Origin of the sequence: Nocardioides sp. cx-173 (assembly GCF_021117365.1) — a bacterium.
In the GTDB taxonomy this organism is placed as follows: domain Bacteria; phylum Actinomycetota; class Actinomycetes; order Propionibacteriales; family Nocardioidaceae; genus Nocardioides.
The window spans coordinates 327,610-353,145 of record NZ_CP088262.1 but is presented as its reverse complement, the minus strand read 5'-3'; the positions used below and the strand labels follow the sequence as shown (position 1 = coordinate 353,145).

Annotated in this window: 29 protein-coding genes; 13 read left to right on the top strand and 16 right to left on the bottom strand. The window is 73.0% G+C overall.

Annotated elements, in window-relative coordinates; genetic code table 11:
- Positions 1-15: 15 nt before the first annotated feature.
- From LQ940_RS01665 to nth, 4 genes are read right to left on the bottom strand one after another with little or no spacing between them, the layout of a single operon-like run.
- On the bottom strand, positions 16-1,188 hold the full coding sequence (locus LQ940_RS01665; protein ID WP_231240909.1) for a MarP family serine protease: 1,173 nt from the start codon (positions 1,186-1,188) through the stop codon (positions 16-18).
- Complete coding sequence (locus LQ940_RS01660; protein ID WP_231240910.1) at positions 1,185-1,895, bottom strand: NUDIX hydrolase; 711 nt, start codon at positions 1,893-1,895, stop codon at positions 1,185-1,187. Before LQ940_RS01660 ends, LQ940_RS01665 begins: the two co-directional genes overlap by 4 nt.
- Positions 1,892-2,401 carry a TlpA family protein disulfide reductase gene (locus LQ940_RS01655; protein ID WP_231240911.1) on the bottom strand — a complete coding sequence of 170 codons (510 nt, stop codon included), beginning with the start codon at positions 2,399-2,401 and terminating at the stop codon, positions 1,892-1,894. The genes LQ940_RS01660 and LQ940_RS01655 overlap by 4 nt, the downstream gene beginning before the upstream one ends.
- Complete coding sequence (gene nth, locus LQ940_RS01650) at positions 2,398-3,102, bottom strand: endonuclease III (RefSeq protein WP_231240912.1); 705 nt, start codon at positions 3,100-3,102, stop codon at positions 2,398-2,400. The genes LQ940_RS01655 and nth overlap by 4 nt, the downstream gene beginning before the upstream one ends.
- Positions 3,103-3,231: 129 nt before the next feature.
- Here nth and LQ940_RS01645 point away from each other — a divergent pair, with 129 nt between their 5' ends.
- From LQ940_RS01645 to LQ940_RS01635, 3 genes are all read left to right on the top strand, one after another.
- Positions 3,232-3,909, top strand: a complete 678-nt coding sequence (locus LQ940_RS01645; protein ID WP_231240913.1) for a Crp/Fnr family transcriptional regulator — start codon at positions 3,232-3,234, stop codon at positions 3,907-3,909.
- A 191-nt stretch (positions 3,910-4,100) separates the two neighbouring features.
- Positions 4,101-4,592: a SigE family RNA polymerase sigma factor gene (locus tag LQ940_RS01640; protein WP_231240914.1), complete on the top strand. Its 492-nt coding sequence runs from the start codon at positions 4,101-4,103 to the stop codon at positions 4,590-4,592.
- Positions 4,589-5,968, top strand: coding sequence for a hypothetical protein (locus tag LQ940_RS01635; RefSeq protein WP_231240915.1), 1,380 nt, complete (start codon positions 4,589-4,591; stop codon positions 5,966-5,968). Before LQ940_RS01640 ends, LQ940_RS01635 begins: the two co-directional genes overlap by 4 nt.
- Here the strand turns inward: LQ940_RS01635 and LQ940_RS01630 are convergent.
- Genes LQ940_RS01630 through LQ940_RS01615 form a run of 4 tightly spaced genes read right to left on the bottom strand, consistent with a single transcriptional unit; the run spans position 5,947 to position 8,254 of the window.
- Positions 5,947-6,762: an MBL fold metallo-hydrolase gene (locus tag LQ940_RS01630; RefSeq protein WP_231240916.1), complete on the bottom strand. Its 816-nt coding sequence runs from the start codon at positions 6,760-6,762 to the stop codon at positions 5,947-5,949. The genes LQ940_RS01635 and LQ940_RS01630 overlap by 22 nt on opposite strands.
- Complete coding sequence (locus tag LQ940_RS01625; RefSeq protein WP_231240917.1) at positions 6,759-7,628, bottom strand: NUDIX hydrolase; 870 nt, start codon at positions 7,626-7,628, stop codon at positions 6,759-6,761. The genes LQ940_RS01630 and LQ940_RS01625 overlap by 4 nt, the downstream gene beginning before the upstream one ends.
- Positions 7,629-7,633: 5 nt before the next feature.
- A complete protein-coding gene (locus LQ940_RS01620; RefSeq protein ID WP_231240918.1) occupies positions 7,634-8,092 on the bottom strand; it encodes a RidA family protein in 459 nt (152 codons plus the stop codon).
- A 3-nt stretch (positions 8,093-8,095) separates the two neighbouring features.
- Positions 8,096-8,254 carry a DUF4177 domain-containing protein gene (locus tag LQ940_RS01615; protein ID WP_167736105.1) on the bottom strand — a complete coding sequence of 53 codons (159 nt, stop codon included), beginning with the start codon at positions 8,252-8,254 and terminating at the stop codon, positions 8,096-8,098.
- A gap of 91 nt (positions 8,255-8,345) precedes the next feature.
- On the opposite strand from LQ940_RS01615, the gene LQ940_RS01610 reads away from it, so the two are divergent.
- From LQ940_RS01610 to LQ940_RS01590, 5 genes are all read left to right on the top strand, one after another.
- Complete coding sequence (locus LQ940_RS01610) at positions 8,346-9,509, top strand: sensor histidine kinase (protein WP_231240919.1); 1,164 nt, start codon at positions 8,346-8,348, stop codon at positions 9,507-9,509.
- On the top strand, positions 9,506-10,186 hold the full coding sequence (locus tag LQ940_RS01605) for a response regulator (protein WP_231240920.1): 681 nt from the start codon (positions 9,506-9,508) through the stop codon (positions 10,184-10,186). The genes LQ940_RS01610 and LQ940_RS01605 overlap by 4 nt, the downstream gene beginning before the upstream one ends.
- An 89-nt stretch (positions 10,187-10,275) precedes the next feature.
- Positions 10,276-11,031 (top strand): ABC transporter ATP-binding protein, encoded by a 756-nt coding sequence (locus LQ940_RS01600; RefSeq protein ID WP_231240921.1) that lies wholly within the window; start codon positions 10,276-10,278, stop codon positions 11,029-11,031.
- 5 nt (positions 11,032-11,036) lie between these two features.
- The gene (locus LQ940_RS01595; protein WP_231240922.1) at positions 11,037-13,424 is read left to right on the top strand and encodes an ABC transporter permease; all 2,388 of its coding nucleotides are present in this window, start codon (positions 11,037-11,039) and stop codon (positions 13,422-13,424) included.
- 50 nt (positions 13,425-13,474) lie between these two features.
- The gene (locus tag LQ940_RS01590; protein WP_231240923.1) at positions 13,475-14,083 is read left to right on the top strand and encodes an SGNH/GDSL hydrolase family protein; all 609 of its coding nucleotides are present in this window, start codon (positions 13,475-13,477) and stop codon (positions 14,081-14,083) included.
- A gap of 40 nt (positions 14,084-14,123) precedes the next feature.
- Here the strand turns inward: LQ940_RS01590 and LQ940_RS01585 are convergent, their stop codons facing one another.
- The 4 genes from LQ940_RS01585 to LQ940_RS01570 form a co-directional block, all read right to left on the bottom strand.
- The gene (locus tag LQ940_RS01585; RefSeq protein WP_231240924.1) at positions 14,124-14,516 is read right to left on the bottom strand and encodes a YdeI/OmpD-associated family protein; all 393 of its coding nucleotides are present in this window, start codon (positions 14,514-14,516) and stop codon (positions 14,124-14,126) included.
- 13 nt (positions 14,517-14,529) lie between these two features.
- Positions 14,530-15,204, bottom strand: coding sequence for a VOC family protein (locus LQ940_RS01580; RefSeq protein ID WP_231240925.1), 675 nt, complete (start codon positions 15,202-15,204; stop codon positions 14,530-14,532).
- A 9-nt stretch (positions 15,205-15,213) separates the two neighbouring features.
- Positions 15,214-16,521, bottom strand: coding sequence for an Nramp family divalent metal transporter (locus LQ940_RS01575; protein WP_231240926.1), 1,308 nt, complete (start codon positions 16,519-16,521; stop codon positions 15,214-15,216).
- Between the two features lie 76 nt (positions 16,522-16,597).
- Positions 16,598-17,338, bottom strand: a complete 741-nt coding sequence (locus LQ940_RS01570; RefSeq protein WP_231240927.1) for an SDR family oxidoreductase — start codon at positions 17,336-17,338, stop codon at positions 16,598-16,600.
- Between the two features lie 46 nt (positions 17,339-17,384).
- Here LQ940_RS01570 and LQ940_RS01565 point away from each other — a divergent pair, with 46 nt between their 5' ends.
- Complete coding sequence (locus LQ940_RS01565) at positions 17,385-17,768, top strand: TfoX/Sxy family protein (protein ID WP_231240928.1); 384 nt, start codon at positions 17,385-17,387, stop codon at positions 17,766-17,768.
- On the opposite strand, the gene LQ940_RS01560 is transcribed toward LQ940_RS01565, so the two are convergent.
- Positions 17,722-18,348 (bottom strand): CoA transferase subunit B, encoded by a 627-nt coding sequence (locus LQ940_RS01560; RefSeq protein WP_231240929.1) that lies wholly within the window; start codon positions 18,346-18,348, stop codon positions 17,722-17,724. The genes LQ940_RS01565 and LQ940_RS01560 overlap by 47 nt on opposite strands.
- Entirely contained in the window at positions 18,345-19,118 is a 774-nt protein-coding gene (locus tag LQ940_RS01555) for a CoA transferase subunit A (protein ID WP_231240930.1), read from the bottom strand. The genes LQ940_RS01560 and LQ940_RS01555 overlap by 4 nt, the downstream gene beginning before the upstream one ends.
- A gap of 102 nt (positions 19,119-19,220) precedes the next feature.
- Here LQ940_RS01555 and LQ940_RS01550 point away from each other — a divergent pair, with 102 nt between their 5' ends.
- Genes LQ940_RS01550 through LQ940_RS01540 form a run of 3 tightly spaced genes read left to right on the top strand, consistent with a single transcriptional unit; the run spans position 19,221 to position 22,190 of the window.
- Positions 19,221-19,991: an IclR family transcriptional regulator gene (locus LQ940_RS01550; protein WP_231240931.1), complete on the top strand. Its 771-nt coding sequence runs from the start codon at positions 19,221-19,223 to the stop codon at positions 19,989-19,991.
- Between the two features lie 9 nt (positions 19,992-20,000).
- The gene (locus LQ940_RS01545; RefSeq protein WP_231240932.1) at positions 20,001-20,999 is read left to right on the top strand and encodes an ArsA-related P-loop ATPase; all 999 of its coding nucleotides are present in this window, start codon (positions 20,001-20,003) and stop codon (positions 20,997-20,999) included.
- Positions 21,000-22,190, top strand: a complete 1,191-nt coding sequence (locus LQ940_RS01540) for an ArsA family ATPase (RefSeq protein ID WP_231240933.1) — start codon at positions 21,000-21,002, stop codon at positions 22,188-22,190.
- A 40-nt stretch (positions 22,191-22,230) separates the two neighbouring features.
- Here LQ940_RS01540 and LQ940_RS01535 read toward each other — a convergent pair whose 3' ends face one another.
- Positions 22,231-22,518: a WhiB family transcriptional regulator gene (locus tag LQ940_RS01535; protein WP_231240934.1), complete on the bottom strand. Its 288-nt coding sequence runs from the start codon at positions 22,516-22,518 to the stop codon at positions 22,231-22,233.
- Positions 22,519-22,759: 241 nt separating this feature from the next.
- Here LQ940_RS01535 and LQ940_RS01530 point away from each other — a divergent pair, with 241 nt between their 5' ends.
- Positions 22,760-25,066, top strand: a complete 2,307-nt coding sequence (locus LQ940_RS01530; protein ID WP_231240935.1) for a transglycosylase domain-containing protein — start codon at positions 22,760-22,762, stop codon at positions 25,064-25,066.
- Positions 25,067-25,071: 5 nt separating this feature from the next.
- Here the strand turns inward: LQ940_RS01530 and LQ940_RS01525 are convergent, their stop codons facing one another.
- A complete protein-coding gene (locus LQ940_RS01525; RefSeq protein WP_231240936.1) occupies positions 25,072-25,530 on the bottom strand; it encodes a GatB/YqeY domain-containing protein in 459 nt (152 codons plus the stop codon).
- Positions 25,531-25,536 lie beyond the last annotated feature (6 nt).

The following is a 25,536-nucleotide window of genomic DNA, read 5'->3' as shown; positions in this document are numbered from 1 at the left end:
CAGTGTCCCGTGCTGTCAGCCGGCGCAGTCGCCGGTCGACTCGGTCTCGGTGTTGGTCCGACCGACCGCGGCGCTCTCGGCGACCTGGGCGGCGGTGAGGGCGTAGCCGGTGTCCTTGTCGGTCACGGAGGCGGCGAACACCACGCCTGCCACATCGCCCTTCGAGGTGACGATCGGTCCGCCGGAGTTGCCCGGGCGCACCAGGCCGCGCAACGAGAAGACCTCGCGGATGACCGTGCCGTCGCCGTAGATGTTGGGTGAGCGCAGCTTCTGGTCGTCGCGGATGCGGCCGGGCTGGACGTCGTACGGCCCGTCCTGCGGGTAGCCCAGGATCGCGACGCCGTCACCGGGCTTGGACTGCGCGAAGCGCAGCACCGGGATCTGGTCGGACTCGAACGCGAGGACCGCGATGTCGAGGTCGGCGTTGTACTCCACGACGTCGGCGTCGACCGAGGAGTCGCCGACGACGATCTCGGGGTCCTCGACGCCGGCCACGACGTGGGCGTTGGTCATCAGCCTGTCGGGGGCGTAGACGAAGCCGCTGCCCTCGACGCCGCGACCGCAGCTGTTGGTGCCGAGCACCTTGAGCACGCTGTCCTCCGCGGCGAGCACGTCCGGATCGTTGAGCAGTCGCCTCGGGCCCGGGCCCACCTCGACGATGCGCTCCGGGGCGAACGGCTCGAGGTAGTCGGGGAAGAAGCTGGTGCCGACCACGTCGTTGAAGGACTGCAGCACCCCCGATGCCGCGTGCGGCAGCGCCCGGTCGACCGCCGAGAGCACCGAGGAGCTGCGCACCAGCGGCGTGACCGAGCCGATGCGCGACCCGGAGACGGCCACGCCCAGCGCCCAGGCCACCAGGAGCACGGCGAGCGCGCTCAGCGCGGCGCCGCCCACGGCGTCGAGCGCACGGATCGGCTGCCAGGTGATCCGGTCGCGCACCTTCGCGCCGGCGTACTGGAAGGATGCCTGTCCCAGCGACGCGCACAGGATGACGATGAACAGCGCCCCCAGGGACACCATCAGCGCCGGGTCGACGTCGCCGAGCAGGACCGGCGCCAGCCAGATCCCGAGCAGGCCGCCCAGCAGCAGCCCCGTGGTCGCGAACGCGCCGGTGACGAAGCCCTGCCAGTAGCCCGAGAGCGCGTAGGCCAGGATCAGCAGCACCAGCAGCCAGTCGAGCGCGTTCACGTGCGGTCCTGGAAGCGGGTGTTGGGCTGGACGCGGGGGCCGTTGGTCTCGGGCTCCCACAGCATGTAGGACGGGAGCTCGTGCTCCGGCGGCTTGTCCTCGGTCGGGACGTTCCAGCCCAGGAACTCGAAGAGCCGGGAGATGATCCCGGCCGTGAACCCCCACAGGATGACGTCCTTGTCGTCGCCGATGAGGAAGGCGGGGCCCACGAAGCCGCTGGGGTGGCGCACCGCGATCCGGTGGTCCGGCTGGACCAGCTCGCGCAGGGGCACGCGGTAGATCGCGTGGACCTCGTCGGGGGAGACCACCGACACGGGGCTGGGCTCGCGCCACCACGCCAGCAGGGGGGTGACGGCGAAATTGCTGGGGGGCAGCCACAGCTCGGGGAGCTCGGCGAAGATGTGAACGCCGGCGGGGTCGAGGCCGGTCTCCTCCTGGGCCTCGCGCAGCGCGGCCTCGCGGGGCGTCTCCCCCGGGTCGATCGTTCCGCCCGGGAACGACACCTGGCCGGGGTGCGAGCGCATGTGGTGGGCCCGCTCGGTCAGCAGCAGGTCGGGCCCCGCCGGGCCCTCACCGAACAGCATCAGGACCGCGCCGCGGCGGGGCTCGGAGTCCTCCGGCGGCATGAACCGGGTCAGCTCGTGGACCGTGATCGTGCGCGCACCCTCGGCGACCGGCCGCAGCCAGTCGGGAAGCTCGGTGCTCACAGGTCCACGTCCAGGTGCTCCTCGACGAGGTCGAGCAGCTCGTCGTAGCTCTCGATCTGCTCGGCCTCGCGGTAGGTCACCTTGCCGTCGGCGTCGACCATCCACAGGGTCGGCAGGTACCCGATGCGCGGGTTGGGCGGCTCACCGGTCTCGCCCTGGGGGTCGGCGAGCACGTCGAAGGTCACACCGGTGTCCTCGACCAGCTCGACCGCCTTGTCCGTCTGGGGGTCCGACCAGTTGAGACCGAGCACCCGGACCTCGTCGCCGTGCTCCTGGGAGAGGCGCTCGAACAGCGGCAGCTCCTTGCGGCAGGGTCCGCAGTAGTTGGCGAACAGCGGCACCACGAGCGGGCCGCGCAGCGAGGCCACGTCCACCTGACCGTCGCCCTGGAGCTCGCCCAAGGTCACGTCGGGCAGGACGTCGCGCGACAGCTCCTTCTCGGCGCCCTCCTTGGTGCAGCCGGTGAGGGCCAACGCCAGGGTCAGCGCGACCGCGAGCCGCTTCATGCGGGCCCCTGGGTCTTCACCAGCAGCGCCGCGGCCACCGGGTCGGTTGGCCCTTCGCCGTACGACGGGCACAGGCGGGCCACGGGGCAGGCGCCGCACGCCGGCTTCTTGGCGTGGCAGACGCGGCGGCCGTGCCAGATCAGGTGGTGGCTGAGCATCGTCCAGTCGGACTTGGGGAACAGCGCGCCGATCGCGTGCTCGACCTTGACCGGGTCGGTCTCCTCGGTCCAGTCGAAGCGGCGGACCAGGCGCCCGAAGTGGGTGTCCACGGTGATCCCGGGGACGCCGAAGGCGTTGCCGAGCACCACGTTGGCGGTCTTGCGGCCCACACCCGGGAGCGTGACCAGGTCCTCGAGCCGCCCCGGCACCTGCCCGTCGTAGCGCTCGACGAGGACCGCGCTCAGCTTGAGCAGCGACTCGGTCTTGGCGCGGAAGAAGCCGAGCGGGCCGAGGATCTGCTCGAGGTGCTCGCGCGGCGCCGCGGCCATCGTGACCGGATCGGGGTAGGCGGCGAAGAGAGTCGGCCGGACGGCGTTGACCCGGCGGTCGGTGGTCTGCGCGCTTAGGACGGTCACGACCAGGAGCTCGAAGGCGTTGTCGAAGTCCAGCTCGCAGCGGGCGTCGGGGTAGGTCTCGGCCAGCACGCGGTTGATGCGACGAGCGCGCCGGACCAGGCCGGTGTGGGTCTCGGGCGCTGGCACGCGCACAGCCTACGGCGCGCCTCGGACGAGCCCAGAAATGACGATGACCAGCGGACGGGCGACGGGTTCGGTTTCTCTGTGAGATCGCCCACGGATAGGATCACGCCTGACACGACAACAGGAGGATCCGTGGACAACGACGTACTCCGTCAAGCCCCGCTGTTCAGCGCGCTCGACGATGAGGCCGCGACGGCGCTGCGGGCCTCCATGTCCGAGGCGCGGCTGCGCCGCGGCGACGTGCTCTTCCATGAGGGAGACTCCGGCGACAAGCTCTACATCGTGCTCGACGGCAAGGTGAAGCTCGGACGCTCCTCCTCCGACGGCCGGGAGAACCTGCTCGCGATCCTGGGTCCGGGCCAGATGTTCGGCGAGCTCTCGCTCTTCGACCCCGGCCCGCGCTCGGCCACGGTCACGGCCGTCACCGACGCGACGTTCGCCTCGCTGTCCCACGAGGACCTCCTGCGCTGGCTCGAGGGCCGCCCGGTCGTCGCCCGCGGCCTGCTCACCCAGCTCGCCGGCCGCCTGCGCAAGGCCAACGACGTCGTCGCCGACCTGGTCTTCTCCGACGTCCCCGGCCGGGTCGCGAAGGCGCTGCTCGACCTCGCCGACCGCTTCGGGCGCACCGCCGACGACGGCGTGCACGTCCACCACGACCTCACCCAGGAGGAGCTCGCCCAGCTGGTCGGCGCCTCCCGCGAGACCGTCAACAAGGCGCTCGCCGACTTCGCCGCTCGTGGTTGGCTGCGCCTCGAGCCCCGCTCGGTCGTCATCATGGACGTCGAGCGGCTCGCCCGGCGCGCTCGCTGAGGCGGCGAGTTTCACCGGGTGCCCGGTGAAACTCACGGCTCCCGCACGAAACTTCGTACGGAAGGCGCCACTTTCGTGACGCCCGTGGTGTCGCTGGGACGACTCGATCGGCGCCACTGCGAAAAAACTCGGGCCCCACCGACCCCCGAGCCCGGCCCACGACGCGTCGTCAGGGGTGGAAGGGGGCAGAGGTGAGCAGAGAGCACGACTTCGACTCGTTCGTCGTCGCGCGCACCCCTGCCCTGTCGCGTACGGCGTACCTCCTCACCGGGGACGCCCATCTCGCGGAGGACCTCGTGCAGACAGCGCTCTTCAAGGCCGCCAAGGCGTGGCACCGGATCGAGGGTGACCCGGAGCCCTACGTCCGGCGCATCCTCTACACCCAGAACGTCTCCTGGTGGCGCCAGCGCCGGCTCAAGGAGACCGCCCTGGGCGGGTACGACGCCCCGGCCCCGGCGCGCGACCAGGACCTGCGGCTCAGCCTCGAGCAGGCGCTCGCCCGGCTCACGACCCGCCAGCGCACCGTGCTGGTGCTGCGCTACTTCGAGGACCTCACCGAGGTGCAGACCGGGCGGGTCCTCGGGATCGGCAGCGGCACGGTCAAGTCGATCACCCGCCAGGCGCTCGCGCGGCTGCGGTCGCTGGCGCCGGAGCTGGCCGAGCTGATCGGGGAGGCGTCATGAGCATCGACCGGCTGCGCGAGGAGCTGGCGCGGATCGGCGACGACGCGCCCGTCGCCGAGGTGCCGCGCGAGACCTGGTCGCGCGCGGCGCGCGCGCGGATGCGCGACCGGATGCTGGTCCTGGCCGCCGGCGCAGCGGCCGTTGCCCTGGTCGCCGGACTCGTCTCCTGGCTGCCGCAGCGAGACGCCACCCCCGTGGCCTCGGGTGAGGCGGTCGCCGCCGTGCCCGACCGGATCTACGCGGTGCCCGCCCGGCTGGCGGAGCGCGGGGGCGAGGACGAGTCGTGGACGAGCGACCTGGTGGAGACCGACGTCGCCGTCGGCCGGGCGGCCGCGGCCTACGTCATGGACGAGGGGCTGCCCGTCCTCATCGGCGCCGACGACGGCGACTACCACCTGCTCGACCTGCCCGGCTTCGTGGGGAACGACGCCTTCATGAGCACAGCGGCCGCCGACCTCGGCCTCGCCCTCTCCCCGGACGGCCGGAGGCTCGCCTACGCCTGGGCGACGCTCGGACCGGAGGCCGCCAGCCGGCGGGTCCCGAGCGGCATCCGGATCCTGGACCTCGAGACCGGAGACCTGCGCGAGGTGCCGCTCGGCGGCGGCGAGGGCGTGCTGGTCACCTGGATCGGCTGGTCCCCCTCGGGCGAGTGGCTGGTGTGGCGAGGAGCCCGGCTGGCCTCCTGGACCCCGGCCTCCCTGGGCGGCAGCACCGAGGCGGGCGGCCGGGTCGCGCCCGGGTCCACGCGGTCGCAAGCGGTCCAGGTGCCGCGTGGCAACGCGCTCCTCTCCTGGGCGATCGGCGACGACGGCCGCGTGGTCGTGGTCGGCGACAGCCACCTGCTCGACCTGGCGCCGGGTGCCGTCGAGCCGTCCCGGGTGCCGCTGCGGGTGGGGGCGACCTTCACCCAGCACGCCGAGCTGCGCGGCGACGACGTGCTGGACCTACGGGTCCGGGTCGACGCCGAGGGCTATGTCTGGTTCCGCCACGGAAGGAGCCCGGCCCGGGGGTCGGTGCCCTCGGAGGTAGCCGGGGGCGACCTCGCGCCGCTGCGATGGGTCGACGAGACGCACCTCCTCGCCCGGGCCGGGGACGGCGGCGACCTGGCCGACGACCCGACGAGCGGCACCGACCTGGTCCTGCTCGGAGTCGGCGACGACGCGTCGTACGACGTGGTCGGCACGGTGGAGGCCGGCGTTCCAGCCCTCAGCCTGGCCACGGACCTGGTCACGCTCGAGCGCCCGACGCTCGAGCGCCCCGCGCCCGACTGGCCCTGGACCACCACCCGGTGGGTCCTCGTCGGCGGCGGGGCGATCCTGGGCCTGGTCGTGCTCGCTACCGTCGTGCTGCTGCGTCAGCGCCGCTCGGCCAGGTAGGCCAGCTGGGCCCGCACGGACAGCTCGGCAGCGCCCCAGAGCACCGGGTCGACGTCCTGGTAGACGATCTCGACGACGCGCCGCGGCACCTCGTCCTCGGCGATGCCCTCCGGGTGCGGGGCCTCGCGCAGCTGCTCGAACGCCGACTCCACCTGCGCGAGACGCTCCTTGCGGTGCGCGACGTAGAAGTCCAAGGCCCCGAGTGCGTCGGCGATCACCGGCCCGTGGCCGGGCCAGATCGAGGCGACCTCGTGGGCGGCGGCGAGCGCGTGCAGCCGGTCGAGCGAGTCGAGGTAGGCCCCGAGCTGACCGTCGGGGTGGGCGACGACCGTCGTGCCTCGCCCGAGCACGGTGTCGCCGGTGAGCACGGCGCCCTCCGCCGGCACCAGGAACGACAGCGAGTCGGCCGTGTGCCCCGGCGTCTCGACCACGCGGATCTCAAGACCGTCGACCACGACCACGTCGCCGTCGCCGAGGCCCTCGGAGCCCAGGCGGTACTCCGGGTCCAGCGCGCGTACGCCGCAGCCCATCCGCTCCGCGAACTCCTTCGCGGCTTCGGAGTGGTCGTGGTGGTGATGGGTCAGCAGCACGACGCCCACCTCGCCGGCGGCCTCGGCGATCGCGTCGAGGTGCTCGGGGACCGACGGGCCCGGGTCGACCACGACCGAGCGCCGGCCGCCGGGCTCGCGCAGCACCCACGTGTTGGTGCCGTCGAGGGTCATCATCCCGGGGTTGGGCGCCAGCAGGCACCGGCCGCGCTCGCCGAAGGCACCACCGGACCAGGCGGCGCTCATCGCCGGCGCTCCGCCACCAGCGGTCGCATCCGGTCCGGCATGGACAGCGTGAACCCGTCCCCGAGCGGCTCGACCGTCGGCATGAACACCTCGAGGGTGCTGCGCCCCCGCGCCTCGGCGAGCACCGCGTCCGGTCCGTCGAGACCGCCGATCTCGAGACAGGTGAGGTACGTCGGCGGCAGCATCGCCAGCTCTCCGCGGTCGGCCTCGTCGGCCGCGGTGCGTGCCGGCACCCAGTGCACCGACGACGACTCCGTCGACACGTCGCGGGTCAGCTGTCCCTCCGGCAGCGACGCCACGAAGAACCAGGTGCGATAGCGCTTCGGCTCGAAGACGGGCGTGAGCCAGGCGTCCCACGCCCCGAGCAGGTCGGTGCGCAGCACCAGCCCGCGGCGGGTCAGGAAGTCGGTCATCGCCAGCTCGCGCGACTCCAAGGCGTGGCGGTCGGCCTCCCACTCATCGCCGGTGGTGTCGGCGACGACGTTGCTCTCCGACGTACCGGCCAGCAGGACGCCGGACTCCTCGAACGTCTCCCGTACGGCGGCGCACACCAGGGCTCGCGCCGTCTCCTCGTCGGTGCCCAGCCGGGCGGCCCACTCGGCCGCCGACGGCCCCGCCCAGGCGACGGTCGCGTCGAAGTCCCTCGGGTCCACACCGCCCCCCGGGAAGACGCACATGCCGCCGGCGAACTCCATGGAGACCTGGCGGCGCAGCAGGTAGACCGCCGGCCCGTCCGCCGACGGGCGCATCAGCACCACCGTCGCGGCGTTGCGCGGCTCGACGGGCTGACGGGCGCCGCTGTCGAACTCACGGGCGGCGTCGACCAGGTGGCCCGGCAGGGGCACCGGCGGCAGCGGGATCCGCACGGGTGTCAGACCTCGACGAGCAGCTCGACCTCGACCGGGGAGTCGAGGGGCAGGACGGAGACGCCCACGGCCGAGCGGGCGTGGACACCGGCGTCCCCGAAGACCTCGCCGAGCAGCTCCGAGACCCCGTTGGCGACGCCCGGCTGACCGGTGAAGTCGCGCGTCGACGCGACGAACACGACGACCTTGACGATCCGCTTCACCGCGGCGAGCTCGCCGATCTCGGCCTTGATCGCCGCGAGCGCGTTGAGCGCGCACTGCCGCGCGCAGCCGTAGGCCTCCTCGGCCGACACCTCCCCGCCGACCTTGCCTGTGAGCATCAGCTCCCCGTAGCGCATCGGCAGCTGGCCGGAGGTGTAGACGTGCTGGCCGCTGCGTACGGCGGGCACGTAGGCCGCCACGGGCTTCGCGACTTCGGGCACGACGAGCCCGAGCTCCGAGAGCCGCTCCTCGGGGGTGGCCACGGCTCAGCCCTCCAGGGGGCGCTTGAAGTAGCCGACGAGGTTCTCCGGGTTCATGCCCGGCGCGACCTGCACCAGCTCCCATCCGTCGGCCCCGAAGTTGTCCAGGATCTGCTTGGCCGCATGCGTGAGGATCGGCGCGGTCAGGTACTCCCACTTGGTCATGGCTCGCACCCTACTCGGGGACGAGGCGGGCGCCGCGGGGTCATCCCGCGGGCTGACGCGCCGCCCTCGACGTCCGTCTACGGTGGCGGACGTGGAACCGCACCAACCGCGCCCGTGGCGCCTCGACGCACGCGGGCAGCGCCTCTTCGACGTGCTGCTGGCCACCGGGCTGCTCCTGCCGGTGACGGTCTACCCGTTCTACGGCGACGACGGGAGCCTCTCCGCGGTCCTCGCCCTGGGGCAGCTGGTGCCGCTCTACTGGCGCCGCCATCACGCGGTCGCCGTGTTCTCCGTCGTGGCGCTGGCCAGCGCCGCCCAGGCCCTGCTCATCGACCTCCCGCTCTGGAGCCAGGTCGCGTTCCCCATCGCGACGTACTCGGTCGCGCGCTTCTCCTCCCCGCTGCCGGCCGCTGCCGCGCTGGGCGTCGGGGTGTGCGCCTCCGTCGTGGCCACGATCGACTGGCTGAGGGGCATCGACGCGCCGCTGACCGCCCCCAGCGTCGTCACCTACACGGTGGCGCTGTCCGCCGTCGTGGCGACGGCCTGGGCGCTCGGCACGCTCGGGCGCATCCGGCACGCGTACGTCGAGGCGCTGGTCGAGCGCGGTGAGCGGATCGCGCGCGAGGCCGACCAACGCGCGGAGCTCGCCGCCTCCGCCGAGCGGTCCCGGATCGCTCGCGAGATGCACGACGTCGTCGCCCACGGGCTGTCGGTGATCGTCGTGCAGGCCGACGGCGCCCGGTACGCCGCGGCCCGCGACCCCGGGGTCGCGACCCGGGCGCTGGAGACCATCGCCACCACCGGCCGGGAGTCGCTGACCGAGATGCGGCGGCTGCTCGGCCTGCTGCGCGCCGGCGAGGAGACGGGCTGGCGTCCGCAGCCCGGGCTGGCCGAGCTGGCCTGCCTCGTCGAGGACGCGCGAGCCGGCGGCGCCGAGGTCGAGGCGGCCCTGCCCGAGGAGACGACCCGAGTCCCCGAGGGCGTCGCCCTCACGGCCTACCGGGTCGTGCAGGAGTCGCTCAGCAACGTCCGCAGGCACGCCGGCCCCTCACCGCACGTCCGGGTGAGCGTCACCGCCGGACCCGAGCTGGTCGTCGAGGTCGAGGACGACGGCCGCGGCGCGGGGACCGCCGACGACCACCGCGGCAACGGGCTGGTCGGCATGCGGGAGCGCGTGACCGTGCACGGCGGCACGTTCACGGCCGGCCCCCGGCCGGGCGGCGGCTTCCGGGTGGCTGCGAGGCTCCCCCTGTGACCGACTCGCCGATCCGGGTGTTCCTCGTCGACGACCAGCAGATGGTGCGCGCGGGCTTCCGGATGCTCGTCGAGAGCCAGCCCGACCTGCAGGTCGTCGGCGAAGCCGGCGACGGGGGCGAGGCCGTTGAGCGGCTCGCGGTCACGGCGGCCGACGTGGTGCTCATGGACGTGCGGATGCCGCGGATGGACGGCGTCGAGGCCACCCGCCGGATCGCGGGTGCGCCGGGCGCCCCGCGGGTGATCGTGCTGACGACGTTCGACCTGGACGAGTACGCCTTCGCCGCGATCAAGGCCGGTGCGTCCGCCTTCCTGCTCAAGGACGCCACTCCGCCGGACCTGCTCAACGCCATCCGCTCGGTCCACGCCGGCGATGCGGTGGTCGCCCCGAGCACGACCCGTCGGCTGCTCGAGCACTTCGCCGGATCGCTGCCCGACCCGGGTGCCGCGGCGGCGCCGGGCCCGGCCGCACTGGACGCTCTGACCGAGCGTGAGCGGGAGGTGCTGGTGCTGGTCGGACGCGGCCTGTCCAACACCGAGATCGCCGGCGAGCTCGTCGTCGCCGAGGCCACCGTCAAGACCCACGTGAGCCGGCTGCTGGCCAAGACCGGCCGCCGCGACCGGGTCCAGCTGGTCGTGCTCGCCTACGACGCCGCGCTGGTCATCCCGGGGACGTAGGCCGGCGACCGGTCTCCACCCACCGTCGTAGCGCGGCTCCATCCCGTCGCCGGACGAGACCCTGCCCCGATCGGCGAAGACTCCTCGCCATGACCCACACCTCTGCACCGGTCGCGGCCACCGCCCGCGGCCTCACCCGCACCTACGGCCGCGACGCCGCCGCCGTGCACGCGCTGCGCGGCGTCGACCTGGACCTGCCCGCTGGGCGCTTCACCGCGATCATGGGGCCCTCCGGCTCGGGGAAGTCGACCCTCATGCACTGCCTGGCGGGCCTCGACGTGCCCACCTCCGGCACCGTCACCGTGGCCGGCACCGCGCTGGAGTCGCTCGACGACACCGCACTCACCCTCTTCCGGCGCGAGCACCTCGGCTTCGTGTTCCAGTCGTTCAACCTGCTGCCCATGCTCACCGCCGGACAGAACATCCTGCTCCCCCTGGAGCTCTCCGGGCGCCACGTCGACGCCGATGCGCGCGCCCGCTACGACCTGCTCGCGCGCACGCTGGGCCTCTCCGACCGGCTCCATCACCGTCCTGACGCGCTGTCGGGCGGCCAGCAGCAGCGCGTGGCGATCGCACGGGCGCTGGTGGCCCGGCCCGACCTGGTCTTCGCCGACGAGCCGACCGGCAACCTCGACAGCGAGGCCTCCGCCGAGGTCCTGGGCTTCCTGCGCCGCTCGGTGCGCGAGCTGGGTCAGACCGTCGTGATGGTGACCCACGAGCTGGACGCCGCGGCGTACGCCGATGACGTCGTCGTGATCGCCGACGGCGCCATCCGCGCGCATCTGGTGGACCCGAGCGCCGACGAGCTCGTGTCCGTGCTGCGTCCCGGGGCGGTCGCCCGATGAGGAGCGTGCTGATCGCATCCCTGCGCACCCACACCCGCCGCTACGTCGCCGCGGTGCTGGCCGTGCTGACCGGGGTGGCGTTCGTCGTCGTCACCGACGCCCTCGCCTCAGCAACCCGCAGCGGGCTCGTCGCCGGGATCGAGCTGCCCTACGAGGGCGCCGACGCCGTCGTCTCCGACCTCAGCGGCGAGGAGGCGGCGTCGCTGCTCACGCGGGCGCGCGCCGGCGGCGACCGGGCCGCCGTGCTGGGCTGGACGATCCTGCCCGTCGCCGAGGGCAGCCGTCTGCTCGGCGGCCAGGTGGACGTCGGCGCCGTCGCCGACGACGACTCGCTGCGCTGGCAGGAGGTCGTGACCGGCCGGTTGCCGACCGGGCGGGGGCAGGCCGTCGCCGACGCCAACGCCGCCAAGTCACACGAAGTCGCCGTGGGCGACCGCCTGCGGGTCGGCTCGGGCCCGCTGGCGACGGAGGTCACCGTGGTGGGCCTCGTCGACAGCCCGTCGGCGAGTGTCCGGGCGTCGCTCTACCTCACCTGGGCCGACCTCGAGCCGTGGGCACGCAGCCTTAACGTCGACAGCGTCGCCTACGCCGGCACCCCGGACCCGAGCGGGCTGGGAGACGCGACCGTGCAGCCGGTGGGGGACTTCGTGGACGAGCGCTCCACCGAGCTCAACTCGGGCGTCGACGTCCTCGCCTACCTCCTGCTGATCTTCGCCGCGATCGCACTGTTCGTCTCGGTCCTCGTCATCGCCAACACGTTCACCATCCTCTTCGCGCAGCGCAGCCGGGACTTCGCGCTGCTGCGCTGCGTCGGCGCCACCCGGCGCCAGGTGGTCGGCTCGGTGCGGGTGGAGGCGCTGCTGCTCGGCGTCACCGCCTCGCTCGCCGGGATCGCCGCCGGCGCGACGATCGGGCACGGCCTGGTCGCGCTGGCGCGCTCGCTGGAGCCGAACGCCGCCCTCGGCGAGGTGTCCCTGTCCTGGAGGTGGCTGGTGGGTGCCTTCGTCGTGGGGGTGGCCGTGACGCTCGTGGCGTCGTGGCTGCCGACCCGGCGCGTGGTCGCGCTCAGCCCGCTGGCCGCGCTACGCCCCGAGCAGGCGGTCGATGCCCGCAGCGCCGCGGGCCGGGTCCGGCTCGCGGCCGGCGGCGGCCTCGTGCTGGCGGGCGCCGGGCTGCTGAGCCTGGCGGTGACCGGCTCGTCCGCGGGCGCCATGGTCGCCGGCGGGGCGACCTCCTTCACCGGCGTGCTGCTGCTCGCCCCGGTGCTGGTGCCGGCGCTGATCCGGCTGGCCGGCCGGCCGGTGGGCCGCACCCTGGGCGCGGCCGGGCGCCTCGCCACGGGCAACGCCGTACGCAACCCCCGCCGGACGGCGGCCACCACGGCGTCGCTCCTCATCGGCGTGACGCTCACGACCGCCGTGCTGACCGGCCTCGCGACCTCGCGCAGCGCGGTCGACGAGGAGATGGCCGCCCAGCACCCGCTCGACCTGACCCTCACGGCCACCGCTGAGGCGCTGCCTGCCGGCCTGGTCGGGCAGGTCATGGGCACCGATGGGGTGGCCACGGCCCTCGCCGTTGACGGCACGACGGCGCGGGTCTCGCGCGGAGTCGGCGAGCTGACGGTGCTCGCGCCCCCCGCCGGCGTGGAGCGCGTGGCGCACGCGGATCTGCTCTCCCCCGGCCCGGACGAGATCCTGCTGCCCGACGACGTCGCGCCCGAGCAGGCGCGGGTGGCGGTGAGCGTCGGGGACCGGACCCGGACGCTCCGCGTCATCGCCGGCGAGGGCTGGGGCGGCTCGGCGGTGGTGGCCGCCTCCACCCTCGAGGCGCTCACCGACTCCGCCGCCACCCGTGCGATCTGGGTGCGTGCCGCCGACAAGGCGGACGCCGAGGACCTCGCCGGCGACCTGACGGCTCTGGCTGCCCCCCTCGACGCCGAGGTGGGCAACGGCCTGGCCAGCCGCGCCTACATGGACCTGCAGCTCGACATCCTCACTGCCGCCGTCGTCGCCCTGCTTGGCATCGCGGTGCTCATCGCGCTGATCGGGATCGGCAACACGCTCGGCCTCTCGGTGCTCGAGCGCGGCCGCGAGAACGCCCTGCTGCGGGCCCTGGGCCTGACCCGGGTTCAGCTGCGCCGGATGCTGGCCGCCGAAGCCGTCCTGCTCTCGGTCGTCGCCACGGTGCTCGGCACGGCGATCGGGGTGGTCTTCGCGTGGGTCGCCGTCGAGGCGCTGGTCAGCTCGGCGGTCGACGAGGCGCCGTTCGTGCTCCCTTGGGGCCAGCTCGCGCTGGTCGTCCTGGTCGCCGGCGCGGCCGGGCTGCTCGCCTGCGTGCTGCCCGCACGGCGCGCGGCGCGCGTCGCCCCGGCCGCGGGGCTCGGCATGGACTGACGTGGTCCATGCCCCGGGCCGACTTGTCCCTGCGCTCGACAATGGGACCCATGACCCTCAAGCTCGCCGTCCTCGGGGACTCGATCGCCTGGGGCCAGGGCGCCTCCCGCGAGCAGGACCGCCTGGCGCCTCGGCTGGTCGAGGGACTCGCGCGACACGGGTTCGACGCGCCCTTCCGGGTCTTCGCCGTGCCCGGCGCGCGCAGCACCGGGCTCGGCCCCCAGGTGGAGTCCTGCCTGCGTTGGGGCCCGGACCTGGCGGTCGTGGTGATCGGTGCCAACGACCTCACCCACCTCGAGCCGCTGGGCCGCGCCGTCGAGGCGCTGGCCGGCGCCGTACGACGCCTGCGCGCCGCCGACGCCCAGGTCGTCGTGGCGCCGGCTCCGGACCTGAGCGCGGTCCCCCACGTGCCCGCGTTCCTCCGCGACGCCGTCCGGGCCGCCGGCGAGGAGCTGCGGTCCCGACAGGCCGCGGTGGTGCGCATCGAGCGAGGGCTGGTGGCCGACGAGGACCAGCGCGCGTCGCGAGCCTTCGCCACCGACCGGTCGCTGTTCTCCAGCGACCGGTTCCACCCTTCCAGCGCGGGCTACGCCGTCATCGCCGACTCGCTCCTGCCGGCCGTGCTCCACGGCGCCCGGGCGGCGCAGGCCGCCGCGTAGATCGGGTCGTCCGGCGCGAGAGCCTCGAGACCCGGCGACCTCAACGACCCCGGCCCTCGCGCGCGGCGAGGGCGGCGTCCCAGCGGCCGTTGGCCTTGGCGACGTCGACGGCCGCCCATCCGGCCTCGTGCATGCGCCCCTCGGCGTCGAGCCGCTCCACGCGCTCGACGTTGCTGACCGACCAGTTACTGCGCCGACCGCGCGGGGTCATCCGGATGAAGGTGCCGCCGCCCTCGCGGCGTCGGGCCTGGCCGTCGATCCAGCCGAAGCAGACCGCCTCCTCGACGGCGGCGGCGTAGGTGAGCTCGGTGACGGAGTCCCCCTTCTTGTTCAGTACCAGCCACACCCCGGGGGCGTCGTCGTGGTGCGCCAGGAGCCAGGCGCGCCACGCGGCCGCGTCGGGGACCAGCAGCTCGTCCAGCTCCGGCTTCACCAGGTCGCCCTCCTCAGTCCACGAACGCGCAGAACTCGTTGCCCTCGGGGTCGGCGAGCACCGTCCACGAGATGTCGCCGTCCGGCTCGCGCAGCACCCGCGCGCCGTCCCCCGTCAGCAGCCGGACGTCGGGGGTGTCGACGTCCCAGTGGATGCGGTTCTTGACGGTCTTCGGCTCGGGCACCTGGCCGAAGACCAGGGCCTCGAACGGCGCCCCGGGCACCGGCACGGCCACCCAGCGGTCCCCCGGCTGCCCGCCGGTCTCCACCGTCGAGCCCAGCACGTCGGCCCACCAGGTCGCGATCCGCTCCGGGTCGGCGCTGTCGACGACGACCTCGTACAGCAGCTCGTCCGGCACCGTCTCCCGCTCGAAGACGCACAGCTCACCGCCCTCCGGGTCCCGCAGGACCCGCCAGGCGAACGACTCCAGGTCCAGCGGGGTCGCACCGGCGGCCAGGACGTCGCCCACCGACGCGGCGTGCACGTCGAGGTGCACCCGCTGCTTGGCCGTGACCGGCTCCGGCACCGGGTTGACCCACACGGTGTGCCGCTCCGTCGGCCCGGTCAGGGTCGCCAGCTCGTCGTCGCTGGAGCGCAGGTCACGGCCGAGCACCCGCGCCCAGAACGCCGCCATGCGGGGCACGTCGACGGCATCGATGCACAGGTCCTTGTACGTCGCAGCGCTCATGACCCAGGCCTACCAGAACGGCAGGTTCTCCTCCAGCACGTTGCGCAGCTCGTTGACCGCGAGCGCGAGGAACAGCACGGCGCACAACGACATGAAGCCGTTGGAGAGCCAGCCGTTGCGCCACTCGTCGGGCACCGCGGAGTGCGGCAGCGCGCCGGCACGTCGCTTGTTGAGCAGCACCAGCAGGGTGATCGCGAGGAACGGCATGAACAGCGCCCCCAGGGTGCCGTAGGCCAGGATCAGCCCGACCGGCTCGTCGAGCAGCAGGAGCAGCATCGGCGGGAAGGTCAGCCACAGCATGTACGCGCGGAAGTAGCGCCCACCGGTCCGGGTGTCCGGGTGACCCGACGGCAGGTCGCGCAGGTTGCCGACGTAGTCGGCGAACATCAGGCTCACCCCGCTCCACACCCCGATCAGCGACGAGAACGACGACGCGAAGAAGCCGACCAGGAAGACCTTGCCGAAGACCTCGCCGTAGCGGTCGTCGAGCACGTCGGAGAGCTGCACCAGCGCCTGGTCGCCGGTCTCGGCGGCGATCCCCGCGGAGTAGTAGAGCTCGGCACCCACGACCAGCATCGCGACGACGAAGATCCCCGTCACGGCGTACGCGACGCCGTTGTCGAGCCGCATGACCCGCATGAAGGCGGGCGTGGCCCAGCCCTTCTCCCGCAGCCAGTAGCCGTACGCCGCCAGCGTGATCGTGCCCCCGACGCCGCCGGCGATGGCCAGCACGTTGATGATCGAGTCGTCGGGGAAGATCGGGCGCAGGCCGAGCACGATCTCGCCGAGGTTGGGGGTCGTGAGCACCGCCGCGCCCACGACGGTCACGAACATGATCCCGACCAGGACCGCCATGACCTTCTCGAACGCCGCGTAGGTGCCGAACCACACGAGCACCAGCCCGACCAGCCCGATCACGATCGCGGTCCAGCGCAGCGACAGGTCGGGGAACAGGGCGACCAGCGGCAGCGCGGACGACGACATCGCGGTCGCGCCGTACACGAGCCCCCACACGACGATGTACGGCGCGAAGTACCAGGTCGTCCAGCGCCCGAGGCTGCGCCAGCCCTCGAAGATGGTGCGCCCGGTGGCGAGCGAGTAGCGCCCGGCGCCCTCGACGAGCACGACCTTGATGACCGCGCCGAGCACCGCCACCCACAGCAGCGTGTAGCCGAACTTGGCGCCGGCCACGAGCGTGGCCACCAGGTCGGCGGCGCCGACGCCGGTGGCCGCGACCACCAGGCCGGGCCCGACCACTCGCCACTTCGGGGGGCGGCCGGCCGAGTCGGTCGCCGCGGCGTCGGCGGCGGCGGTCACGGGACACGTCCTGGAAGGAGCATCGCGCCATCATCACCGACAACGGCCTTCGCCGCGAGTGTCCACGCGTTTCCGCTCAGGTCGCGGAGAGCCACTCCTCGAACGTCTGTCGTCCCCGCGGACCGCCTTCCGCGGGGAACAGCGCACCCGAGCGAATGGCCCTGCCGGCGCCCCCGGGCACCCGCAGCGGCACCACGAGGCGCCCCATCCCCCGCGCCCGCGAGACGCGCCGCGCCAGGTCGACCAGGTCCAGCCGCTCGGGGCCCCCGAGGTCCGGTACCCGGCCGGACGGACCGGCGTCGACCAGGTCCACCAGCGCCTCGGCTACCTCGCTCGCCGCCACCGGCTGGCTCGGCATCCGAGGGACCAGCGACACCGGGCCGAGGCGCATGAAGCCCAGGGACTGCTCGGCGAACTCGTGGAACTGGGTCGCCCGCAGGATGCTCCACGGCACCGCGCCCTCGGTGACGACGTACTCCTGGAACTGCTTGCCCTGGTAGTAGCCCAGCCCCACGTCGTCGATGCCGACGATCGAGAGCACCACGTGGTGGCCCACTCGGGCCCGCTTCTCCGCCGTCAGGAGGGTGCGGGTGACACTGCCGAAGAACGACTCGGAGGCCGCCCGCCGCTGGGTCGCGACGCTGGTGGTGTCGACCACCGCGGCGACCCCGTCGAGCCGCTCGGCCAGCCCGCCGCCGGTGGTGAGGTCGACACCGAGCGAGCGGGCGAGCTCCAGGACCTCGTGCCCCCGCGAGCGAGCGACCGCGACGACGTGGCGTCCGACGACACCGGTGGCTCCCGCGACCGCGACCTTCATGGGCTCATCCTGGCGTGGCGTCGACGCGAAGCGCCAGACTGTGCCCATGGCCTACGACGAGGAGCTGGCCGGCCGGGTCCGCGAGCTGGTGCAGGAGCACGGGGCGGCCGACGAGAAGCCGATGTTCGGCGGCCTGGCCTTCATGCTCGGCGGCCACATGGCGGTCTGCGTGAGCCACGACGGCGGGCTCCTGGTCCGCACCGACGGCTCGGAGTCCGACGACCTCCTCCTGCAGGAGCACGTCGGTCCCATGGTGATGGGCTCCCAGTCCTCGCGCACGTGGCTGCGCGTCGACGCGGCCGCGCTCGGCGCGGACGCCGAGCTGGCGACCTGGCTGGCGCGCGGGGTCGCGACCGCGCGCGCCCAGCCGCAGAGACCGGGGGTCAGATCAGGGCGGGCTCGGTCTTCTCGCGCACCTCGTCCTCGGTGACCCCGGGCGCGAGCTCCACGAGCCGCAGGCCCTCCGGCGTCACGTCGAGGACGCACAGGTCGGTGATGATCCGCTGGACCACGCCACGACCCGTGTAGGGCAGCGAGCACTCCTCCACGATCTTGTAGGAGTCGTCGCGCGCGACGTGCTCCATGAGCACGATCACCCGCTTGGCGCCGTGGACCAGGTCCATCGCGCCGCCCATGCCCTTGACCATCTTGCCGGGGATCATCCAGTTGGCGATGTCGCCACGGGCCGAGACCTGCATGGCGCCGAGGATCGCGGCGTCGATCTTGCCGCCGCGGATCATCCCGAACGACGTGGCGGAGTCGAAGAAGCTCGCGCCGCGGCGCAGGGTGACGGTCTCCTTGCCGGCGTTGATCAGGTCCGGGTCCTCCTCGCCCTCGACGGGGTAGGCGCCGACGCCCAGGATGCCGTTCTCGGACTGCAGCACCAGCTCGACGTCGTCGTCGACGTAGTTGGGCACCAGCGTCGGCAGGCCGATGCCGAGGTTGACGTAGGAGCCGTCGGTCAGCTCCGAGGCCGCGCGGGCGGCCATCTGCTCGCGGGTCCAGCTCATGCCCTGCTCCTGACCGTGCGCTTCTCGATCCGCTTGTCTGCGGCCTGCTCGGGGGTCAGCGCCACGACGCGCTGCACGAACACACCGGGCGTGTGCACGTGGTTGGGGTCGATCTCCCCCGGCTCGACGAGCTCCTCGACCTCCGCGATGGTCAGCCGCCCGCACATCGCCGCCAGCGGGTTGAAGTTGCGCGCGGAGTCGCGGTAGACGAGGTTGCCGTGCCGGTCGCCCTTCCACGCCCGCACGAGCCCGAAGTCCGCGACGATGGCGTGCTCCAGCACGAACTCCCGCGGCCCCTCGGCGGTCTCGAAGGACTGGGTCTGCTTCGGCGGCGACGCCACCACGACGTTGCCCGCGTCGTCGTAGCGCCACGGCAGCCCGCCGTCGGCCACCTGCGTGCCCGAGCCGGTCGCGGTGAAGAACGCCGGGATGCCTGACCCACCGGCGCGCATCCGCTCCGCGAGCGTGCCCTGTGGGGTCAGCTCGACCTCGAGCTCCCCGGAGAGGTACTGCCGCGCGAACTCCTTGTTCTCCCCGACGTAGGAGGAGATCATCCGCCGGATCCGCTTCGCGGCCAGCAGCCTGCCCAGGCCCCAGTCGTCCACGCCGCAGTTGTTCGAGACCGCCTCCAGGTCGCTCACCCCTGCGGCCAGGAGGGCGTCGATGAGGGTCGAGGGAATGCCGCACAGGCCGAACCCGCCCACCGAGAGGGTCGACCCGGACGGGATGTCGGCGACGGCCTCGGCCGCGGATGCCACCACTTTGTCCATGCGCCGATCCAACGCACCGCGGGCGTCGCCGTCAACGCACGCCCACCCACCAGACGCAGATCAATCGCAGAGTGGACCTACGGCTCGGCTACCGTTCATCCAGTGAGCGCTCCCGTCGACGTCCTGGGTCGGGCCGGCGCGCTGCTGCGGGCGGTGTCGGCCCACGAGCCTGCCGGCGCGACGACCTCCGTCCTGGCCCGCGCCAGCGACCTCGCCCGCCCCACGGCGCACCGGCTCCTGACGTCTCTGCTGACCGAAGGGCTCCTCGAGCGGGACGAGACGACCGGCCGCTGGCTGCTGGGGCCCGAGCTGTACCTCCTCGGCGCCGCCGCCGCCTCCCGCTACGACGTCACCGCGGTGGCCCAGCCCGTCGTACGCCGCCTGGCCCTCGCCACCGGCGAGAGCGCGTTCTTCTCCGCCCGCCGCGGGGACGAGACGATCTGCCTGGTGCGCGAGGACGGCAGCTTCCCGATCCGCTCCCACGTCCTCTCCGAGGGCACCCGGTTCCCCCTCGGCGTCGCCTCGGCCGGGATGGTCGTGCTGGCCTTCCTCCCCGACCCGGAGATCGAGGAGTACCTCGCGCGCGCCCACCTCGCCGCACAGTACGGCCCGGAGCACGCGGCCGACCGGGTGCAAGCGCGGGTCGCGACGACCCGCGCCGACGGCTACGCGGTCAACCCCGGCCTGATCGTCCCGGGCAGCTGGGGCATGGGGGCGGCGGTCTTCGACGACCGGGAGCGGCCCGCCTGGGCGCTGAGCCTGACCGGCATCGAGCAGCGCTTCGCCGCGGACCGCCGCCGCGAGCTCGGCGGCCTGCTGCTCCAGGCCGCGCACGACCTGTCACGCGCCCTGCGCCGACCGCGCACGTCCTAGGCTCTCCTCGTGAGCGATTGGCCGAAGGTGCGACTGCACGTGGTCACCGGCAAGGGCGGCACCGGCAAGTCGACGGTGGCGGCCGCCCTGGCGCTGGCCCTGGCCGAGGGCGGGAGGAACGTCCTCCTCTGCGAGGTCGAGGGACGGCAGGGCATCGCCCGGATGTTCGACGTCGACCCGCTGCCGCCGGAGGAGCGCCGGCTGACGACCGGTCTGCCCGGGGCCGACGGCACACCCGGGGTCGTGCACGCGCTCCACATCGACGCGGAGGCGGCGCTCCTGGAGTACCTCTCCCTGTACTACAAGCTCGGCCGCGCGGGCCGGGCGCTGGACCGCTTCGGGGTCATCGAGTTCGCCACCACGATCGCCCCCGGCGTGCGCGACGTGCTGCTCACCGGCAAGGTCTTCGAGGCGGTGCAGCGCAACAGCCGCAACAAGGGCGCCCAGCAGTACGACGCCGTCGTGCTCGACGCCCCGCCGACCGGACGGATCGTGCAGTTCCTCAACGTCAGCAACGAGCTGGCCGGGCTGGCGAAGGTGGGCCCGATCAAGTCGCAGTCCGACACCATGATGACGCTGTTCCGCTCCCCGCGGACCGCCGTGCACCTGGTCACCGTCCTGGAGGAGATGCCCGTGCAGGAGACCGCCGACGGGATCGCCGAGCTGCGCGCCGCCGACCTGCCGGTCGGCGGGGTCGTGGTCAACCTGGTCCGCCCGCAGGACCTGGCGCCCGCCGACCTGGCCCGCGCGCGGGCCGGCGCCCTCGACCGCGCCCGGCTGGAGGCCGACCTCACAAGCGCTGGGATCGACACCGAGCCGGCGCTGGTCGACGGCCTTCTGGCCGAGGCGCGCGACCACGCCGAGCGCCGCGCCCTCGAGGACTCCCAGCGGGTGATCGTCGGCGAGCTCGGCGTGCCGACCTACGAGCTCCCGCGCCTGCCCCAGGGCGTCGACCTCGGCGCGCTGTACGAGCTGGCCGCCGCCCTCCGCGAGCAGGGGATGGCCTAGATGAGCAAGGCACGCACGCGGGTGGGACCGACGGGCAAGCGCGCGCGGATGCTCGACGTCGACGCACTGCTGGACGACCCCGACACCGGCATCATCGTGTGCTGCGGCTCCGGGGGCGTCGGCAAGACCACGACGTCGGCGGCGCTGGCGCTGCGCGCCGCCGAGCGCGGGCGCAAGGTCGTGGTGCTGACGATCGACCCGGCCCGCCGCCTGGCGCAGTCGATGGGCATCGAGGAGCTCGACAACACGCCCCGACCGGTCGCGGCTGTGGACGGCACGGCCGGCGGGCACCTCGACGCGATGATGCTGGACATGAAGCGCACCTTCGACGAGGTGGTCGAGAGCCAGGCCAGCCCGGAGAAGGCGCAGCAGATCCTGCAGAACCCCTTCTACATCGCGCTGTCGAGCTCCTTCGCGGGCACGCAGGAGTACATGGCGATGGAGAAGCTCGGCCAGATCCACGGCACCTCGGTCGCCGACGGCACCTACGACCTGATCGTGGTCGACACCCCGCCCTCGCGCTCGGCGCTGGACTTCCTCGACGCCCCCGAGCGGCTGTCGAGCTTCCTCGACGGCCGCTTCATCCGGCTGATGCTGGCCCCGGCGCGCGGTCCGGCCAGGCTGATGTCGGCCGGTCTCGGCATCATCACCAACGCGTTGACCAGGATCCTCGGCGCCCAGGTGCTGCGCGACCTGCAGACCTTCGTCTCGGCGCTCGACACCGTGTTCGGGGGCTTCCGGCAGCGCGCCCAGAGGACCTACGCGCTGCTCCAGGCCGAGGGCACGGCGTTCCTGGTGGTCGCCGCGCCGGAGCCGGACGCGCTGCGCGAGGCCGCGTACTTCGTCGAGCGGCTCAGCGAGGACGAGATGCCGGTGGCGGGGCTGATCGTCAACCGGGCGAGCCCCGCGCCGCTCGGCCGGCTCTCCGCCGACGAGGCGATGGCCGCGGCCGAGCGACTGCGTCGACAGGACCCGGAGTCGCCGACGGCAGGCATGCTGCGCCTCCACGCCGACCAGAGCCGCCTCGTCGAGCGCGAGGCACGGCTGCGGCGGCGCTTCCACGCCGCGCACCCCCAGGTCGCCACCGCGGTCGTGCCGGCGCTCGCAGGCGACGTGCACGACCTCGAGGGACTGCGCAAGATCGGTGAGCTGCTCGCCCAGGGCGAGCAGCTCACCACGAGCGGCGCCTGAACCCTCCCTCCCGGGTCGGCTCAGGCGACGCGTCCGTGGTTCAGACCGAGACCGGCTCCTGGGCGGCACCCGCGCGGGCGGTCTCGAGGACCGTCCGCCAGGACGCCGCGGGACGGCGGCGCAGCAGCGCCCGGCGCTCGCGCTCGGTCATGCCTCCCCACACACCCCACTCGATCTGGTTGTCCAGGGCCTCAGCCAGGCACTCGGTGCGCACCGGGCACCCCGAGCACAGCTGCTTCGCCTTGTTCTGCTCAGCCCCACGGACGAACAGCTGGTCCGGCGTCGTGCTCCGGCACGCGGCGCGCGGCGCCCAGTCCTCTACCCACATGATGTCCCCACATCTTCTGAGCAAGAGCGGCGTCCCCATGACGCCTCTCCGAGCTCAGCCCATTGGATCCCAAGTTAAGGAACAATGCCGCACGGGCGGTAGGTCCTCTCGACCCAACTTGTCTAGTCCTAAATGACTAGTCCGTCTGGGCCATGCGCCCCCTCGGGGCCATCCGGGGGGCCATCCTGGGCGCACCGCGGCGAGGCGGCCCCACGCCCGCTTCTCACGTACGCTGGGCGCCATGTCGCGCCCCCGCTCCGAGCGTCTGCCCTTCGCCAAGGTGTTCTCCCACCTGGGCGTGATGGTGGCCGTGTCCGCCGTACTCGGCGTCGTCGTGGCCGGCCTGGCGATCCCGTTCGCCGCCGTCCTCGGCGTCGCGACCGACAACGTCGCCGACAGCATGGACCAGCTGCCGCAGGACCTCGAGGCCGACGCGCTTCCCCAGAAGACCCGGATCGTCGACGCCAAGGGCGAGACCATCGCGACGATCTTCGACGAGAACCGCGTCAACGTCTCGCTCGACCAGGTCTCGCGCACGATGGTCGAGGCGATCGTGGCCATCGAGGACTACCGCTTCTACGAGCACGGGGCGCTCGACCTCAAGGGCACGCTGCGCGCCCTGCTCACCAACTCCGCCTCCTCCAGCACGGTGCAGGGCGGCTCCTCGATCACCCAGCAGCTGGTCAAGCTCACGCTGCTCAGCCAGGCCGACACCCCCGAGGAGAAGAAGGCGGCGGTCGACCGGACCTACGCCCGCAAGCTCCGCGAGCTCCGCTACGCCATCGCGCTGGAGCAGCGCTACAACAAGGATTGGATCCTCGAGCGCTACCTCAACACCGCCTACTTCGGTGACGGCGCGCACGGCATCCAGGCGGCCGCGCGCCACTACTTCAACGTCAACGCCCGCAAGCTCAACCTCAACCAGTCGGCGATCCTGGCCGGTCTGGTGCAGAACCCCACCAAGTTCGACCCGACCAACTCCCCCGACCGCACCAAGGTGCGGCGCGACATCGTGCTGGACCGGATGGCCCAGCTCAACGTCATCACCCGCAAGCAGGCCGAGAAGACCAAGGAGCGCGGTCTCGCGCTCAAGGTGCGCAAGACGCGCAACGGCTGCGTCTACTCCCGGGCGCCGTTCTTCTGCGACTACGTCCTCAACTATCTGATGCGCGACCGCTCGCTGGGCAAGACCGCCGAGGAGCGCGACCGGCTGCTGAAGTCCGGCGGCCTCACCATCCGCACGACCATCGACCTGCGCTTCCAGGACGCGGCCGACAAGTCGGTACGCGCGCACGTCTACAAGGAGAACAACGCGATCGGCGCGCTCGCGATGGTCCAGCCGCGCACCGGAGAGGTGAAGGCGATCGCCCAGTCACGACCCATGGGTCGCCGCAAGAACGCGGGCGAGTCGTACCTCAACTACGTCGTGCCCTCCCAGTACGGCGACTCCAACGGCTTCCAGGCCGGGTCGACGTTCAAGGTCTTCGTCCTCGCCACCGCGATCAAGCAGGGGATCCCGCTGTCGGAGACCATCTCCTCCCCGCCCCAGGTGTTCTTGAACCAGGGTGACTTCGAGGTGTGCGACGGCCAGAACTACCCCAGCTCGCAGATCTGGGACCCCGAGAACTCCACCGACTCGGGGACCTTCAACCTCTACACCGGCACCCGGCTGTCGGTGAACACGTTCTTCGCCCAGCTCGAGCAGCGCACCGGCCTGTGCGAGCCCTACGAGCTCGCCAAGTCGATGGGCATCCAGCTGACCGACCCCGACCGCGAGCTCGTGCCGACCTTCACCCTCGGGGTCGCCGACGTGAGCCCGCTGGAGATGGCCGAGGCGTACGCGACCTTCGCCGGGCGCGGCCTGCACTGCGACGCCCGACCGGTGACGGCGATCGTGGACGCCAACCAGAACGTGCTGAAGAAGTACCCCGCCCGCTGCACCCAGGTGATGCCGAGCTCCGTGGCCGATGCCGTCAACGACGTCCTGCGCGGCCTCCTCGAGCCGGGCGGGTTCGGCTACGGCGCCAACATCCAGACCGTGCAGCCGGCGGCCGGCAAGACCGGGACGATCCAGGAGAACCGCGCGGTGTGGTTCGTCGGCTACACGCCCAACCTGGCCACGGCCTCGATGATCGCCGGTGCCAACAAGGAGGGGCAGCCCATCACGCTCAACGGGCAGACGATCGGCCCGTCGTACGTCTCGGCGGCGTTCGGCTCCACGCTCGCCGGCCCGATGTGGGGTGATGCGATGAAGGAGATCGAGCAGTGGCTCGACGACGAGGACTTCGTGCCGCCCAACAGCACCGACGTGCTCGGCGTCCTGACCGGCATCCCCGACGTCGGCGGGATGAGCGTCGACGACGCCACCCGTGAGCTGGAGGACCTCGGGTTCTCGGTCACCCTCGGCGGGCGCCGACCGTCCGGCTACCCGAGGGACACGGTCGCCTACAGCGAGCCCGGCGCCGGCGCCGAGCTCGCCAGCGGCGACACCGTGGTCATCTACACCTCCACCGGCAAGCCGCCCAAGGGCCGGCGCGGCGATCGCTGACCGGCTCAGCCGAGCTGGCGGCGTACCTCCGCGGCGACCGCGCCGCCGTCGGCGCGACCCTTGACCTGCGGGGTGACGACGCCCATGACCTTGCCCATGGCGCGCATCCCCTCACCGGCGGCACCCGTCTGCTCGATGGCCGCGGTGACCAGCGCGGAGATCTCGGCCTCGGTCAGGGCCTCGGGCAGGTAGTCGGCGAGCACCGCGGCCTCCGCCTGCTCCTTCGCGGCCATCTCGGCGCGCCCGCCGTCGGCGAAGGCGGTGGCGGCCTCGCGGCGCTTCTTGGCCTCGCTGGACAGCACGCCGATGATGTCGTCGTCGGAGAGCTCACGGGCCTCCTTGCCGGCCACCTCGGCGTTGGTGATGGCGGTCAGCACCATCCGCAGGGTGGAGGAGCGCACCTCGTCGCGACCCTTGATGGCGGTGGTGAGATCGGCGCGCAGGCGGTCCTTGAGAGCACTCATGAGGCC

Excerpts from the sequence above, each read along its gene's own strand:
- LQ940_RS01600 (WP_231240921.1), top strand. The coding sequence starts at position 10,276 with ATGACCCACACCTCTGCACCGGTCGCGGCCACCGCCCGCGGCCTCACC.
- LQ940_RS01540 (WP_231240933.1), top strand. The coding sequence starts at position 21,000 with ATGAGCAAGGCACGCACGCGGGTGGGACCGACGGGCAAGCGCGCGCGG.
- LQ940_RS01590 (WP_231240923.1), top strand. The coding sequence starts at position 13,475 with ATGACCCTCAAGCTCGCCGTCCTCGGGGACTCGATCGCCTGGGGCCAG.
- LQ940_RS01525 (WP_231240936.1), bottom strand. The coding sequence starts at position 25,530 with ATGAGTGCTCTCAAGGACCGCCTGCGCGCCGATCTCACCACCGCCATC.
- LQ940_RS01535 (WP_231240934.1), bottom strand. The coding sequence starts at position 22,518 with ATGTGGGTAGAGGACTGGGCGCCGCGCGCCGCGTGCCGGAGCACGACG.
- LQ940_RS01560 (WP_231240929.1), bottom strand. The coding sequence starts at position 18,348 with ATGAGCTGGACCCGCGAGCAGATGGCCGCCCGCGCGGCCTCGGAGCTG.
- LQ940_RS01565 (WP_231240928.1), top strand. The coding sequence starts at position 17,385 with ATGGCCTACGACGAGGAGCTGGCCGGCCGGGTCCGCGAGCTGGTGCAG.
- LQ940_RS01630 (WP_231240916.1), bottom strand. The coding sequence starts at position 6,762 with ATGAGCGCCGCCTGGTCCGGTGGTGCCTTCGGCGAGCGCGGCCGGTGC.
- LQ940_RS01555 (WP_231240930.1), bottom strand. The coding sequence starts at position 19,118 with ATGGACAAAGTGGTGGCATCCGCGGCCGAGGCCGTCGCCGACATCCCG.
- LQ940_RS01635 (WP_231240915.1), top strand. The coding sequence starts at position 4,589 with ATGAGCATCGACCGGCTGCGCGAGGAGCTGGCGCGGATCGGCGACGAC.
- LQ940_RS01615 (WP_167736105.1), bottom strand. The coding sequence starts at position 8,254 with ATGACCAAGTGGGAGTACCTGACCGCGCCGATCCTCACGCATGCGGCC.
- LQ940_RS01570 (WP_231240927.1), bottom strand. The coding sequence starts at position 17,338 with ATGAAGGTCGCGGTCGCGGGAGCCACCGGTGTCGTCGGACGCCACGTC.
- LQ940_RS01655 (WP_231240911.1), bottom strand. The coding sequence starts at position 2,401 with ATGAAGCGGCTCGCGGTCGCGCTGACCCTGGCGTTGGCCCTCACCGGC.
- LQ940_RS01580 (WP_231240925.1), bottom strand. The coding sequence starts at position 15,204 with ATGAGCGCTGCGACGTACAAGGACCTGTGCATCGATGCCGTCGACGTG.
- LQ940_RS01530 (WP_231240935.1), top strand. The coding sequence starts at position 22,760 with ATGTCGCGCCCCCGCTCCGAGCGTCTGCCCTTCGCCAAGGTGTTCTCC.